We start from the raw sequence: 14,303 nt of genomic DNA on the forward strand, positions 1-14,303 counted from the left end.
GGGCGGCGTCCATCTAGGACTCGCGAAATGCCTTGGCAAAATAATCTGCAAACGGTTTTAGAAAGTAATTCATCGGCGTGCGATCTGCCGTGCGGACATAGGCCTCTACCGGCATACCGGGGATCAGGGTCATGCCGTCTGGCAGTTTTTCAATCTCTCCTTCGTCCATGCGCACTTCGGCGCGATAAAAGGATGCACCGTTCGTTTCGTTTTGGAACGCGTCCGCGGAAACCTGCGTGACATGGCCGGTCAGTTCCGGTGTGCGGCGTTGATCGAAGGCGGAGAAGCGCAAGATGACGTCCTGACCCAGATGGATCTGGTCGATATCCGTCACCTGCACCTGCGTTGCAATCACCAGGGGGCGGTCCTGCGGCACCAGATACAGCAGCGGATCAGCCGGGCGAATGACCGATCGCGGCGCAAAGACGTTCAGCCCGTAAACGACCCCGCTTAGCGGTGCACGAATATCAAGCCGGTCCAGTTGCTGGCGCAGGGTGCGGCGGCGTTCGGACAGTTCCAGCTCGTTATACTGCAGATCGCGCAGGCGGGTGATTGCCTCCTCTCTGCGGGTGCTGGTCAGGCCAAGCACCTGAATTTCAATTTCGGTCCGGCGTTCTGCGGCTTGGGCGGCCTGGGCGGCCAGTTCGCCAACCTGACCTTTCATGTTGGACGCCTCGCGCCGCAGCGCCAGTACGCGGCTGGCCTGCGCCAGCCCGCGATCAAACAGGCTTTGCTGGTCGGCCAGTTCTTCTTCGATCAGGGCGGTCTGTTCGGTCATCGCCTGTTGCTGCGCCTTGATCCCGTCGATCTGGCTGGCAATCTGCATGTCCTGCTGTTGCAGCTGGTCCGTCGCTTTCAGCAGGCTGTCCAGACGCGCTTCAAACAGGCGGGACTGGCCTTCGGTCAGGCCAGCCGCGGCGTCGCCCGCCTCTTGCAGTAGCGGGTCAAAGGTCAGCTCGGTCGCGCCGTCACGCTCTGCCTCGAACCGGGCGCGGCGGGCCATGATTTCGTAAAGCTGGCCTTCGACGACGGCCAGTTCGCTGACGATATTGGACGAATCCAGTTTGATCAGCAGATCGCCGGCCTGCACCTCGTCGCCTTCGTCGACAAGAATATCCTCGACCACGCCGCCATCGGGGTGCTGGATGACCTGCCGGTTCCGGTCGACTTCGATCTGTCCATGCGTGATGACAGCGCCGGTCAGATTGGCGAAAACGGCCCAGGTGCCAAAGCCCCCGATCAGGATGACAAGCGCCACAAGGCCCACCGTCATTGGTCTTGTCGCCGACCAGCGGGCCCGCGGATCTGCCTGTGTCATTGCACGCCCCCCGCATAGCCCGTTGTGGCCGTGATCTGCTGGGCATTGCGCAGCACGTCCTTCAGCACCTCATCCTTGGGGCCAAAGGCGCGGCGGGTGCCGTTTTCAATGACCAGCAGCATGTCGCATTCCTGTATTGCGGCGGGGCGATGGGCCATAATGAACACAGCCTTACCTTCCGACTTTGCGATTTTGATCGCGTTGTTCAGCGCAACAGATCCGTCGTTATCCAGGTTGCTGTTCGGCTCGTCCAGCACAAGGATCACCGGATCGCCATACATCGCCCGCGCCAGGCCGACGCGCTGGATCTGCCCCCCGAAAGCCGCCCGCCGTTGGCCGTGACACGGGTGTCATAACCGTCGGGCAGCTTGAGGATCATGTCATGCGCTGCCGCCTTTTTTGCGGCGCTCACCACGGCGGCATCATCAGGGGTCATCGACATGCGGGCAATGTTTTCCTTGATCGTGCCGTCAAACAGCTGAACCCGCTGCGGCAGATATCCGATATGCCGCCCCAGCGTATCGGCATCGTATTGTTCCAGCGACGCACCATCGAGGCGGATTTTCCCCCCGCAGGCCGCCATACGCCGATCAGCGCCCGGGCCAGCGTCGATTTGCCTGCGCCGGATGTGCCGATGACACCGACCGCCTGACCCGGTTGCACGTCGAAACTGATCAACCGCAAGCTGGCTTGCTGTTCACCCGGCGGTACTACGGTCACATTTTCCGCCGTCAGGATCGCGCGGGGGGCGGGCAGGGCGGTGCGGGCCTCATCCTCTGGGATAGAGCCAAGCAGACGTGACAGCCGCGTCCAGCCTTCGCGGCCTTTCTGAAACACCGCCCACTGGCCGACGATCATTTCGATCGGGGCAAGTGCACGGCCCATCAGGATTGATCCGGCAATCATCGCGCCGGGTGACAACACGCCTTCAAGCACCAGCAGCGCACCAAGGCCCAGCATGGCGGACTGCAAAAACAGGCGGAATGTGCGGGTCATCGCGGTGAATGTGCCCGCCGAATCCGCAGCGCCGATGGTTGCATCCAGTGACGCGCCGCGCGCAATCTGCCAACGGTCAAAGGCCGCGCCGCGCATACCCAAAGCGTGCACAAGTTCGCTTTCGCTGCGGATCTGCGCACCCAGCGCCTCTGACTGGAACGACGCGGCATTCGCATCCTCCAGCGGTTTTTTCGTGCTAACCTGGTTTGCAACCGCGACCACGACAAGCACCGCACCCCCCACAAGCGCCAGGATCCCCAGCGCGGGGTGAAAGATGAAAATTCCAAGAAAAAACAATGGTGTCCACGGGAGATCAAACAGCGCCATCAAGGCGGGCGATGTGATCAGCCGCTGCACTGCTTCCAGATCGCGCAGGGCGGTGCGCGCCTCTTCGGGGGGGCGGCTTTGGTTACTGGCGCGCAGGGATGCGGCAAAGACCCGGCGGTCAAGGCGGGCCTGAAACCGCGCGCCCAGTCGACCCATGACACGGCCGCGTACGAAATCCAGAATGCCCATCATGCCGTATAAAAACGCGACCAGAACAGACAGTGCGATCAACGTTTCCAGACTGCGGCTGCCCAGCACGCGGTCATAGACATTCAGCATATACAGCGGGCCGGTCAGCATCAGCAGGTTCACGAAAAAGCTGAATACCGCGACAGCCCAATACAGCGCACGCCCTTCGCGCCGCACTGCGGCCAGTTCTGCTGCGCCGCGTGTGGCAGCCTGATCATTCCTACGCATCGCGTCCCACCCACAATAAGGCCGTTGCACAGCCTGTCTGCTTTTTAACCCGCAAACGCCGTGATCACACCTGAATTCTGGGCGGGTGTACGCCCGCGTGATACCGCTGCCACAACCTAAGCCTGCGAGGGTTAACAATTCGCTGCCGCAGCCGAGAGGTGACAGGCGCACATGCGGGCGCTAGGCTTATTGCCGCAGCAATGGAAACGCGCGGGAGCAGCGATGAAGACGAACCTTACGGCGACACTCTTGATCCTTATCGGGGCGCATGCGGCTGGCGCGGGGCCTTATGACGGCGTCTACAAGCAGGCGGCGAATGCCGAATGTGCGCTGGTCGGGGTGGATGGCGGTGCGGTTCGGATTGCGGATGGCATCTTTTACGGGGTCGAGGTTGAATGCCGTATGGCAGACCCGGTGAACGTGCTTGATATGGACGCGCTACTTTACACCATGCAGTGCAGCGGTGCGGATCAGGTCTTTTCCGAACGGGCGATGTTGATGAACAAGGCGCAGGGCGACGGCATCATCATGGTCTGGGACGGCTATGCCTTTGTCTACGACCGTTGCCCTGAACCGGGTGCAGTAGCGGTGGACACTCCGGCAGAGCCCGCGGCGGCAGCGTCCGTAACAGACGCCGCCGCAAACGAATAGGGCAGGCCTAGTTCCCCAGACCGCCCAAGATGTTGCTAAGCACGTCCATGATTTCGCCATCCGCCACGATGCCCGTATCCTCCAGCACGCCGCCGGTGGTGCTGGGGCCGGGGACATCCATGGGCAGAGGCTTTGGCGTTTCGCCGGTGACAACGCGGGCCATGGTCGCCTGCCAGATTTCCGCAGGCAAGCCGCCGCCCGTGACGCCTGTCATCGGGCTGTTGTCATCGTAACCCATCCAGACACCGATAACATAGTCGGCGTTGAAGCCGATGAACCACGCGTCGCGGGCGCTGTTCGTAGTGCCGGATTTACCCGCAAGTTGCCAACCGGGGATTTGCGCGCGCGTGCCCGTGCCGCGCTCGACCACCTGCGACATCATGTAGGTCAGCTCGCGCGCAGCACTTTGCTGGATCACCCGTTCCTGCAGGCCTGTCCCGACGTTGTCCATCAGCGGCTCGGACTCGCCCTTCAGCCGCAGATCGATCAGCCCATAGGGCTGCACGGCGGAGCCGCCGTTCAGGATCCCGGCAAAGGCACCGGACATTTCCAGCAGGGTACTTTCCGACACGCCAAGCGCCAATGCCGGGCCAGAGGCAAGGTCGCTTTCAATGCCGAATTTCTGCGCCACGGTCCGCACCAGATCGCGGCCAACTTCCTCTGACAGCAAGATCGCAGGAATGTTGCGGGATTCGTATAGGGCTTGCGTCAGGGTGATCGGGCCCTTGAACTTGCGGTCATAGTTTTCGGGGACCCATGGGCCAGAGCCGGGCACGTTGATCGTTAGCGGGGCATCGTCGATCAGGTCATTCGGGCTGAAACCAAGGTCAAGCGCCGTGGCATAGATAAAGGGCTTGAAGGCCGATCCGGGCTGCCGTCGCGCCTGCGTGGCGCGGTTGAATACGCCTGACGCCCGGACATCGCGCCCGCCGACCATGCCGCGCACTGCGCCGTCCGCGCTCATCACGATGACAGCGGCCTGCGCCTTGGAGCTTGGCTTTAGCTTGGTTTCAAAGATACTTGTCAGCGCCGTTTCCGCAGCTGTCTGGATGCGCTGGTCCAGCGTTGTGCGGATCACCACGTCTTCGGTCGTATCGCGGGTAAAGAAATCGGGGCCCTGTTCCATAACCCAATCGGCAAAGTATCCACCCGCACGCGCCTGCGCCGCCTGGCTAAGCTGCGCCGGATTGGCACGGGCATCGCTGGCCTGCTGCGGCGTGATATAGCCCTGCGCCGCCATCAGGCCGATAACGATATTCGCCCGGTCCACGGCGCGCTGCATGTTGTTGGTCGGCGCATAGCTGGTCGGCGCTTTCAAAAGTCCTGCCAGCATCGCGGCTTCCGCCGGGTTCAAATCAGCAGAGGATTTGCCGAAATAACGATTTGCGGCGGCCTCGAAGCCGCGGCTGCCCGCACCCAGATAGGCACGGTTAAAGTAAATGGTCAGGATGTCTTCTTTGGAATAGGCGACTTCCATTCCCATAGAATAGACCGCCTCTTTGACCTTGCGCCAAATCGTGGTGCGGCGGCAGTCGTCTTCATAGGCGGCCTCTGTCTTCCAGGTCGCCGGGTCATAGGGCACACCAAGGCACAGCAATTTCGCCACCTGCTGCGTAATCGTCGAACCGCCGTTGCCGGACAGCGGGCCGCGCCCTTCGCTCAGGTTGATGCGCACAGCGCTGGCGATACCGCGCGGGCTGATGCCGAAGTGGCCATAGAAACGCTTGTCTTCGGTCGCGACCACGGCGTCGTGCAGGTATTGCGACACAGAGTCCGCCGTCACCATCCCGCCGAACTGATCGCCGCGCCAGGCAAAGACCGCACCATCCCTGTCCAGCAGCGTCACCGATCCTTTAGTGCGGGCGTCCACAATGGAATCGATCGGCGGCATCTGCGAGGCGAAATACAAAACGCCGCCGCCAATCAGCAGCGCGAGGACAACCGCCATTTTCCATGTCAGCCGCAGGATCAGGCGCAGCGTCCAGGTAAAGGGAAACAGGATCCATCCCACCAGACCACGCTTGCGCGGCGCTGCCTTTCGGCGCGGCGCGCGCTTTTTCGGCGCAGGCTTTGCCCGCTGTTCGGCTTGTGGATTATAACGCCGCTCTGCCACGAGCGGTTTACCTGTTTTTGGTGGTCGTGCCATCGGCTGCCCGGTCCGTCTTTTTGTGTTCTTTGCCGTTTATACCGCCGCTGGCCGCCATTGTCCCGCGCTGACACCGATTCTGTTTGCGCTTTTTTATGTGGCCCAATAATCGGGCAGTTTAGATAATTTGTGCAAAAATTGTGCAACTTTGCCCGTTTTCATTGCCACCTCCCCGCCGGTTTGCTTGTCACTTTGCCCGGGTTGCGCCCTTTTCTTAGGCATCCGCATCGCCGGGGGCTGGGTCTCCGCCATAGGGAACGAGGGAAACAAGACGTGAAACTGATTATTGCAACGATCAAACCGTTCAAGCTCGAGGAGGTCCGCGAGGCGCTGACCTCGATCGGCGTGCGCGGCATGATGGTGTCCGAGATCAAGGGCTTTGGTGCCCAGTCCGGTCACACCGAGATTTACCGCGGCGCGGAATACGCCGTGAACTTCGTGCCAAAGGTCAAGCTGGAAATCGTCGTCTCTGACGCGATGGCAGAGCAGGTCGTCACCACGATCGCACAGACCGCCAAGACCGACAAAATCGGCGACGGCAAGATCTTTACTCTCGACGTCGAAGGCGCCCTGCGCGTCCGCACCGGCGAGCTGAACGACGACGCGCTGTAAAAGCCGCTGCAAAAAGGGACATTTCATCCGATGAACAAGACACTTCAAAAAGCACTTCTGGTCGGGGCCGCATTTGCCGCCTTGCCCGTGGTGGCCTTTGCGCAGGATACGACTGCCGCAGAAGCCGCCGCCGATGTGGTAGAGGCCGCGGCCCCGACCTTTGACGAAATCGGCCCCTACATCATGACCACGCTGCTGTTCCTGATCGGCGGCTTTCTGGTCATGTGGATGGCCGCCGGTTTTGCCATGCTCGAGGCAGGCCTTGTCCGGTCCAAGAACGTCACGACGCAGCTGACTAAGAACGTCGCGCTGTTTGCCATCGCGGGCATCATGTATTGGCTGATCGGCTACGGCATCATGTATCCGGGCGACGACTGGACGATCACCGGCTACCTTGGCAACCTGTGGTCCCCGGCTTCGCTGGAACCAGTCGGCCTTGCTGCGGCTGACGCTGATCTGGGCTACGCCTCTGTCGCCTCTGACTTCTTCTTCCAGCTGATGTTCTGCGCCACCACCGCGTCGATCGTGTCCGGCACCCTGGCCGAGCGCGTCAAGCTGTGGCCCTTCCTGGCCTTCACGGTTGTCCTGACCGGTATCCTCTACCCGATCGAGGCATCCTGGCAGTGGGGCGGCGGCTGGTTGTCCGAAATGGGCTTCTATGACTTCGCCGGCTCTACCCTGGTTCACGCCGCTGGTGGTTTCGCAGCACTGGCCGGTGCGCTGGTCTTGGGTCCGCGGATTGGCCGTTACAAGGATGGAAAGTCCTTCCCGATGCCGGGTTCCAACCTTGCACTTGCCACGCTGGGTACGTTCATCCTGTGGCTGGGTTGGTTCGGCTTCAACGGCGGCTCTCAGCTGGCTGCTGGCACCGTGGGCGACATCACGGACGTTGGTCGCATCTTTGCAAACACCAACATGGCAGCGTCTGCCGGTGCCGTGACCGCGCTGGTCCTGACGCAGCTGATGTATGGCAAGGTCGATCTGACCATGGTGCTGAACGGCGCGCTGGCTGGTCTGGTGTCCATCACCGCAGGTCCGCTTGACCCGTCCCTGTTCGGCGCACTGCTGATCGGCGCTGTCGGTGGCGGTATCGCAGTCGTGGTCGTACCGATGCTGGACAAGATGAAGATCGACGACGTCGTTGGTGCGATCCCGGTCCACCTGGTTGCCGGCTTCTGGGGCACAATGATCGTGCCATGGAACTCTGCTGACACCTCTTATGTCACGCAGTTCGTCGGCTTCGCATCGATCGGTATCTTCATGTTTGTCGTATCGCTGGTCGTCTGGATGATCCTGAAGGCAACCGTCGGCATCCGCGTCAGCGAAGAAGCAGAGATCAACGGCCTCGACATGCACGAACTGGGCATGGAAGCCTACCCGGAGTTCTCGAAGGGCTGATCCTCCCACAGACCTTTCGGGGTGGCCCGGGCAGCAATGCCCGGGCCATTTTCGTTTATCGCAAGATGAGAAGAGGGGCATGGATGCGGGCTGACCTGCAATAAGTGGGCGGCTTGGTTCTCCCACCACCGTCAGCTTGGCCTGCATAGCGGGCGCGCCAAGTGTCCGTCATTGCGCCTTGGACCGGCGGTGCTGCCTGCACTTGATCAACTTTTTAGATCGCCCAAATTCGCAGCACATCGCCACATAACCAAGCGGCGTTAACCCATTTTGTTGTAATTTTAGGCACCCTGACAATCAAATCCCTTGTCCGCCAGCCTGCCGGGGCGGTTGCTACGCGCAAGGTGCATGGGACAAGGGAGTCTGTCATGAAACTGATTATCGCCGTCATCAAACCATTTAAACTCGACGAAGTACGCGTCGCGCTGACCGCTGTTGGCGTGCGCGGCATGATGGTGTCCGAAGTCAAAGGCTTCGGCACGCAGTCGGGCCACACCGAAGTTTACCGCGGTGCGGAATACGTCGTGCAATTCGTGCCTAAGCTACGGCTTGAAATTGTCGTACCCGATGATCTAGCCGACCAAGTTGTCGCGACCATCGCCCAGACCGCTAAAACCGACAAGATCGGCGATGGCAAAATCTTTACCCTCGATGTTGAGGCCGCCATGCGCGTCCGCACCGGAGAGACGAACGACGACGCGCTGTAACGCGCTTTTGGGAAAAACCGGGATATGAAACGCAATACACTTATCGGTGCCAGCACCTTGGCCTTGCTGCCCACGCTCGCACTGGCCCAGGATGTGACCGAAACGGTCGACAAGGGCGATGTCGCCTGGATGATGACGGCGACCTTGCTGGTCCTGTTCATGATCCTGCCGGGCTTGTCGCTGTTCTATGGCGGCCTAGTGCGCACGAAAAACATGCTGTCCGTGCTGATGCAATGCACGCTGATCACCGCGGTGGTTATGGTGATCTGGGTGGTCTGGGGCTACTCTTTTGCCTTCGGCGGCAGCACATCGCCCTTTTGGGGCGGCATGGGCAAACTGTTCCTGGCGGGCGTCACGCCCGACAGTCTGGCCGCGACCTTTACCGATGGCGTGATGATCCCTGAATATCTGTTCATTGCCTTCCAGATGACCTTTGCCGCGATCACCCCGGCGCTGATCGTCGGTGCCTTTGCGGAACGGATCAAGTTTTCCGCGCTGCTGGTCTTTGTCCTGCTGTGGGTCACCATCGTTTACTTTCCTGTCGCCCATATGGTCTGGGACGCGAACGGCCTGATCTTTAACATGGGTGCTATCGACTTTGCCGGCGGCACGGTTGTGCACATCAATGCCGGTATTGCCGCGCTGTGCGGCTCTATCATGATCGGCAAGCGCGTGGGCTTTGGCCGTGACAACATGGCACCCCATTCCATGACACTGACCATGGTTGGCGCAGCCATGCTGTGGGTTGGCTGGTTCGGCTTTAACGCCGGATCCAACCTAGAGGCGACATCGGGCGCGACGCTGGCAATGATCAACACCTTTACCGCAACGGCTGGGGGCATCCTTGCCTGGTGCGCGATCGAAGGTATGACCCGCGGCAAGGCATCCATGCTGGGGGCTGCATCGGGCATGGTCGCAGGCCTTGTTGCCGTGACACCGGCTTGCGGTACCATCGGGCCGGTCGGTGCGATTGCGCTTGGCGCGATTGCCTCGGCGGTGTGCTACTTCTTTGTCGCGGTGATCAAAAGCAAGGCAGGTTATGATGACAGTCTTGACGTCTTTGGTGTGCACGGCATCGGCGGTATCGTTGGCGCCATCGGCACTGGCATCTTTACCGCCCCCGGTCTTGGCGGCACAGGCGGCGACGATTATTCCCTGCTGGGGCAGACATGGATCCAGATAGAGGCTGTCGTGATCACCATCGTCTGGTGCGGTATCGCGTCCTTGATCCTGTACAAGCTGATCGACATGACCATGGGCCTGCGCGTCACCGAAGAAGAAGAACGCATCGGCCTTGATCTGTCGTCCCACGGCGAACAGGCTTATCACGGCTGATTTTTTACCGAAGATTAAAAAACGGGCGGCGTGCCGGGTGGCGCACCGCCCGTTCCCGTTCTAGGCTTTCCCCATCCCAAACCGGAGACGATCCGATGATCCAGACCCCCTATCTTTTGTTCCTTGGCGATGCGCCTGATATGCTGGCCTGCAAAGTGGCCATCGGCATCCGCGACTGGCGCCCCGATCACGCCGTCGGCCAGCTGCGCCTGCCTGAATGCCGCGCCGATCTGGGGCTGACCGATATGACGCTGCAGGACGGTCTGGCCGCTGGTGCCAAAACGCTGGTCATCGGCGTTGCGAACCGGGGCGGTGTCATTTCCCCCGCGTGGCGTTCCCTGCTGATCGAGGCGCTGGCTGCCGGCTATGACATCGCGTCCGGCCTGCATAACCTGCTGCGTGACGATGCCGAACTGATCGCCGCTGCCGTCCACCACGGCCGCATGTTGCACGACGTTCGCGTTCCCACAGTCGCTTATCCTATCGCAAACGGCATCCCGCGCAAAGGCAAGCGCGTGCTGACCGTCGGCACCGACTGCTCTGTCGGTAAGATGTATACGGCGCTGGCGATGGACGCAGAGATGAAGGCGCGCGGCCTGAAATCATCCTTTCGCGCCACGGGCCAGACCGGCATTCTGATCACCGGCGAAGGCGTGCCGCTGGATGCGGTGGTCGCTGATTTCATGGCCGGTGCTGTCGAATGGCTGACCCCTGACAACGACGACGACCACTGGGACCATATCGAAGGGCAGGGCAGCCTGTTCCACGTCAGCTATTCCGGCGTGACGATGGCGCTGGTCCACGGCGGCCAGCCCGATGCGTTGATTCTGGCGCACGAACCCACCCGGACCCATATGCGCGGCTTGCCGGACTATCAGCTGCCAACGCTCGAAGCCTTGCGCGATACGGCGCTGCCACTGGCCCGCATCGCCAACCCCGAGTGCAGGGTGGTTGGCGTATCGGTGAATACCCAGCACCTCTCTGATGACGAATTCGAAGCCTATCTGGATGAGGTTGAGGCGCGCATGGGGCTACCTGCAGTTGATCCGTACCGTCAGGGTGCGGGGCGTTTGGTCGATGCGCTTTTGGCGGTTTGAATGCAGCTTTGCGGTGCAAAGCAGCAGGCCTCCGGCGGGAGTATCTTTAGCAAGGTGATAGGCTGAAAGAAGGCATGGGATGAGGATAGAGGTAACGCGGGACGTGTTCGCGCTGGCGCAGGTCTTTACGATCTCTCGCGGGTCGCGGACGCAGGCAGAGGTTCTGACCGTCACGGTTCGCGACGGGGGGCTGGCGGGGCGGGGCGAATGCGTGCCCTATGCGCGCTATGACGAAACGCTGGATAGCGTGACGGCGCAGATCGCAGGGCTTCCTGCGGATCTGTCGCGCGCGGCCTTGCAGGATCTGCTGCCCGCCGGGGCGGCGCGCAATGCTGTCGATTGCGCGTTATGGGATCTGGCGGCGAAACGCGCCGGTGTCCGCGTCTGGGAATTGGCCGGTGTGCCTGTGCCGCAGCCCGTCGTCACCGCCTATACGCTGTCGCTGGATACGCCAGACGCGATGCAGGCGCAGGCTGCCAAGAACGCTCATCGCCCGCTTCTAAAGATCAAGCTGGGCACCCCTGACGACATGGCCCGGCTGGAAGCTGTGCGCCGGGGGGCACCAGATGCGGTGATCATCGTCGACGCAAACGAAGGGTGGACGGCCGAGGTTTACAGCGATCTTGCGCCGCATCTGCTGCGCCTTGGCGTTGCTATGGTCGAACAGCCGCTGCCGGCGGGGAGCGATGATATGCTGGGCGAAATCGCCCGCCCGCTGCCGGTGTGCGCAGACGAATCTTGCCACGACCGTGCCAGCCTGGCCGGTCTGCGCGGCAAGTATGATATGGTGAACATCAAGCTTGATAAAACCGGCGGCCTGACAGAGGCGCTGGCCTTGCGGTCCGAAGCCACCGCGCAGGGGTATGACGTGATGATCGGCTGCATGGTCGGATCATCACTTGCCATGGCACCCGCGACCCTGCTGACAGGAGGCGCTGCCTTTGTCGATCTGGACGGCCCCTTGCTGCTGGCCGAGGATCGCGACCCGCCGTTGCAGTTCGACGCCGCAGGCGTGCATCCCCCGCTGGCTGCGCTTTGGGGATAAGCGCCCTCTGGACAAGCGGCACCGCAGTCTTGATAGATACCGCCACCCAACACCGAAAGGCCTGCCCATGACCCGCACTGTCTATCTGAACGGAGAGTATCTGCCCGAGGACGAGGCGAAAATCAGCATCTTTGACCGCGGCTTTCTGATGGCCGACGGCGTTTATGAGGTGACCTCGGTGCTGGGCGGCAAGCTGATTGATTTCGAAGGCCATGCCGTGCGCCTGCAACGCTCGCTTGACGAGCTGGAAATGCAGCACCCGTCCAGCCGCGATGACCTGCTCGAAGTCCACCGCGAGTTGGTTCGCCTGAACGACATCACAGACGGCATGATCTATCTGCAGATCACCCGTGGCAGCGCCGGGGATCGCGATTTCGCCTACCCGTCCAAGGATACACCGCCGACAATCGTGCTGTTCACCCAAGCCAAGCCGGGCATGGCCGACAGCCCCATGGCCAAGACAGGGATGAAAGTGATCAGCATCGCCGATGAACGCTGGGGCCGCCGCGACATCAAGACCGTGCAGCTGCTTTATCCGTCGATGGGCAAGATGATGGCTAAAGCTGCCGGATGCGATGACGCTTGGATGGTCGAAGACGGCGCCGTCACCGAAGGCACGTCCAACAACGCCTACATCGTCAAAGGCAACACAATCATCACGCGCCAGCTTAGCCATGATATTCTGCACGGCATCACCCGTGCTGCCGTCCTACGCTTTGCGGCAGAGGCGCAGATGCAAGTCGAAGAGCGTCCCTTTACCATCGAAGAGGCACAAGCTGCGGACGAAGCGTTTATCACCTCTGCCAGCACCTTTGTAATGCCGGTCGTCGAAATCGACGGCGCGGCCATCCGCGCGGGCACCCCCGGTCCGGTGGCCGCCCGCCTGCGAGAGATCTATTTGGACGAAAGCCGTAAAGCCGCTCTTTGACTGGGTAGGGAAGGGAGGGCGGCGCTGCTGCGCCGTTCCCATTTCACGGATGCAACATGGCGGATACGTCCGCAGCATGCTGTCAGCGCGAAAGACCGCATGGTGCGCCGCGCTCAACTGACCCTTGGCGATGATATGCGCCGGGTTGCCGATCTATCGCAGTGCGTTTTACCGCACTGACTGCCCCCTTTCCCTTTGCTTCGATGAGGCGTAAGACCCGCCGGGTCGCAACCAAGGAGCCTGACAGATGGGTTACAAGATCGTCGTCGTTGGCGCCACGGGTAACGTGGGTCACGAAATGCTGAACATCCTGGCGGAACGCGAATTCCCCGTGGATGAAATTGCCGCACTCGCCAGCCGTAAATCGCTGGGGACCGAAGTCAGCTTTGGCGACCGAACTTTGAAAACCACCGATCTGGACACCTTTGATTTCACCGGCTGGGACATGGCCCTGTTCGCCGTCGGATCCGAGGCGACCAAGAAATACGCCCCAAAGGCCGCCGCTGCCGGCTGCGTCGTCATCGATAACTCTTCGCTGTATCGCTATGACGCCGATGTGCCGCTGATCGTGCCAGAGGTGAACCCCCAGGACGTGCACGGCTACGCCAAGAAGATGATCATCGCGAACCCCAACTGCTCGACCGCGCAAATGGTTGTCGCGCTCAAGCCGTTGCATGACCGCGCCACGATCAAGCGCGTCGTCGTCAGCACCTACCAGTCCGTATCCGGTGCCGGCAAGGAAGGCATGGACGAGCTGTGGGATCAGACCAAGTCGATCTATAACCCCACCGATTCCAAGCCTGCGACGAAGTTCACCAAGCAGATCGCGTTCAACGTGATCCCGCATATTGATGTGTTCCTCGATTCCGGAGAAACGAAGGAAGAGTGGAAGATGGTCGCCGAGACCAAGAAGATCCTTGATCCCAAGGTAAAGGTCACGGCCACATGTGTGCGGGTTCCTGTTTTTGTGGGCCATTCGGAGTCGATCAACATCGAGTTCGAAAGCCCGCTGGATGCAAACGAGGCGCGCGATATCCTGCGTGAAAGCCCCGGCATCATGGTGATCGACAAGCGAGAGGACGGCGGTTATGTCACCCCGATCGAATGCGTCGGTGATTATGCCACCTTTATCAGCCGTATCCGCGATGACAGCACTGTCGAAAACGGCATCAACCTGTGGTGCGTGTCGGATAACCTGCGCAAGGGCGCTGCCCTGAACGCAGTGCAAATCGCAGAACTGCTGGGCCGCGAAGTCTTGAAAAAGGGCTGAACGCGGTCAGCACGGTAAACCAGGAAAGGTGGGCCATTGGCCCACCTATTTCGTAT

At 61.0% G+C, this 14,303-nt stretch carries 11 protein-coding genes and 1 pseudogene; 9 read left to right on the plus strand and 3 right to left on the minus strand.

The window, feature by feature from the left end; all coding sequences use genetic code 11:
- Positions 1 to 13 precede the first annotated feature (13 nt).
- Together SJY10_RS05215 and SJY10_RS05220 are read right to left on the minus strand one after the other, a co-directional pair.
- Positions 14 to 1,318, minus strand: a complete 1,305-nt coding sequence (locus tag SJY10_RS05215; RefSeq protein ID WP_386680196.1) for an HlyD family type I secretion periplasmic adaptor subunit — start codon at positions 1,316 to 1,318, stop codon at positions 14 to 16.
- A pseudogene (locus SJY10_RS05220) lies at positions 1,315 to 3,058 on the minus strand (type I secretion system permease/ATPase). The gene SJY10_RS05215 and the pseudogene SJY10_RS05220 overlap by 4 nt, the downstream one beginning before the upstream one ends.
- Positions 3,059 to 3,280: 222 nt before the next feature.
- Here SJY10_RS05220 and SJY10_RS05225 point away from each other — a divergent pair.
- Positions 3,281 to 3,709, plus strand: coding sequence for a hypothetical protein (locus tag SJY10_RS05225; RefSeq protein WP_386680198.1), 429 nt, complete (start codon positions 3,281 to 3,283; stop codon positions 3,707 to 3,709).
- A gap of 7 nt (positions 3,710 to 3,716) precedes the next feature.
- Here SJY10_RS05225 and SJY10_RS05230 read toward each other — a convergent pair whose 3' ends face one another.
- Positions 3,717 to 5,855 carry a transglycosylase domain-containing protein gene (locus SJY10_RS05230; RefSeq protein ID WP_386680200.1) on the minus strand — a complete coding sequence of 713 codons (2,139 nt, stop codon included), beginning with the start codon at positions 5,853 to 5,855 and terminating at the stop codon, positions 3,717 to 3,719.
- Positions 5,856 to 6,128: 273 nt separating this feature from the next.
- Between SJY10_RS05230 and SJY10_RS05235 the strand changes: the two genes are divergently transcribed.
- From SJY10_RS05235 to SJY10_RS05270, 8 genes are all read left to right on the plus strand, one after another.
- Positions 6,129 to 6,467 carry a P-II family nitrogen regulator gene (locus tag SJY10_RS05235; protein ID WP_090186969.1) on the plus strand — a complete coding sequence of 113 codons (339 nt, stop codon included), beginning with the start codon at positions 6,129 to 6,131 and terminating at the stop codon, positions 6,465 to 6,467.
- Between the two features lie 30 nt (positions 6,468 to 6,497).
- Complete coding sequence (locus SJY10_RS05240; protein WP_386680203.1) at positions 6,498 to 7,865, plus strand: ammonium transporter; 1,368 nt, start codon at positions 6,498 to 6,500, stop codon at positions 7,863 to 7,865.
- Positions 7,866 to 8,233: 368 nt separating this feature from the next.
- Complete coding sequence (locus SJY10_RS05245) at positions 8,234 to 8,572, plus strand: P-II family nitrogen regulator (RefSeq protein WP_386680205.1); 339 nt, start codon at positions 8,234 to 8,236, stop codon at positions 8,570 to 8,572.
- A 129-nt stretch (positions 8,573 to 8,701) separates the two neighbouring features.
- Positions 8,702 to 9,907 (plus strand): ammonium transporter, encoded by a 1,206-nt coding sequence (locus tag SJY10_RS05250; protein ID WP_386684520.1) that lies wholly within the window; start codon positions 8,702 to 8,704, stop codon positions 9,905 to 9,907.
- Positions 9,908 to 10,002: 95 nt separating this feature from the next.
- Positions 10,003 to 11,004, plus strand: a complete 1,002-nt coding sequence (gene dgcN / locus SJY10_RS05255; RefSeq protein WP_386680207.1) for an N-acetyltransferase DgcN — start codon at positions 10,003 to 10,005, stop codon at positions 11,002 to 11,004.
- Between the two features lie 79 nt (positions 11,005 to 11,083).
- Positions 11,084 to 12,049: an N-acetyl-D-Glu racemase DgcA gene (dgcA, locus tag SJY10_RS05260; protein WP_386680209.1), complete on the plus strand. Its 966-nt coding sequence runs from the start codon at positions 11,084 to 11,086 to the stop codon at positions 12,047 to 12,049.
- A 67-nt stretch (positions 12,050 to 12,116) separates the two neighbouring features.
- Positions 12,117 to 12,977 (plus strand): D-amino-acid transaminase, encoded by an 861-nt coding sequence (locus SJY10_RS05265; protein ID WP_386680211.1) that lies wholly within the window; start codon positions 12,117 to 12,119, stop codon positions 12,975 to 12,977.
- A gap of 247 nt (positions 12,978 to 13,224) precedes the next feature.
- Positions 13,225 to 14,247, plus strand: coding sequence for an aspartate-semialdehyde dehydrogenase (locus tag SJY10_RS05270; RefSeq protein WP_386680213.1), 1,023 nt, complete (start codon positions 13,225 to 13,227; stop codon positions 14,245 to 14,247).
- Positions 14,248 to 14,303: the final 56 nt, after the last annotated feature.

This window comes from Loktanella sp. R86503, assembly GCF_042466455.1.
Taxonomy (GTDB): domain Bacteria; phylum Pseudomonadota; class Alphaproteobacteria; order Rhodobacterales; family Rhodobacteraceae; genus Loktanella.

Excerpts from the sequence above, each read along its gene's own strand:
- SJY10_RS05265 (WP_386680211.1), top strand. The coding sequence starts at position 12,117 with ATGACCCGCACTGTCTATCTGAACGGAGAGTATCTGCCCGAGGACGAG.
- SJY10_RS05240 (WP_386680203.1), top strand. The coding sequence starts at position 6,498 with ATGAACAAGACACTTCAAAAAGCACTTCTGGTCGGGGCCGCATTTGCC.
- dgcA (WP_386680209.1), top strand. The coding sequence starts at position 11,084 with ATGAGGATAGAGGTAACGCGGGACGTGTTCGCGCTGGCGCAGGTCTTT.
- SJY10_RS05250 (WP_386684520.1), top strand. The coding sequence starts at position 8,702 with ATGATGACGGCGACCTTGCTGGTCCTGTTCATGATCCTGCCGGGCTTG.
- SJY10_RS05225 (WP_386680198.1), top strand. The coding sequence starts at position 3,281 with ATGAAGACGAACCTTACGGCGACACTCTTGATCCTTATCGGGGCGCAT.
- SJY10_RS05230 (WP_386680200.1), bottom strand. The coding sequence starts at position 5,855 with ATGGCACGACCACCAAAAACAGGTAAACCGCTCGTGGCAGAGCGGCGT.
- dgcN (WP_386680207.1), top strand. The coding sequence starts at position 10,003 with ATGATCCAGACCCCCTATCTTTTGTTCCTTGGCGATGCGCCTGATATG.
- SJY10_RS05245 (WP_386680205.1), top strand. The coding sequence starts at position 8,234 with ATGAAACTGATTATCGCCGTCATCAAACCATTTAAACTCGACGAAGTA.
- SJY10_RS05215 (WP_386680196.1), bottom strand. The coding sequence starts at position 1,318 with ATGACACAGGCAGATCCGCGGGCCCGCTGGTCGGCGACAAGACCAATG.
- SJY10_RS05270 (WP_386680213.1), top strand. The coding sequence starts at position 13,225 with ATGGGTTACAAGATCGTCGTCGTTGGCGCCACGGGTAACGTGGGTCAC.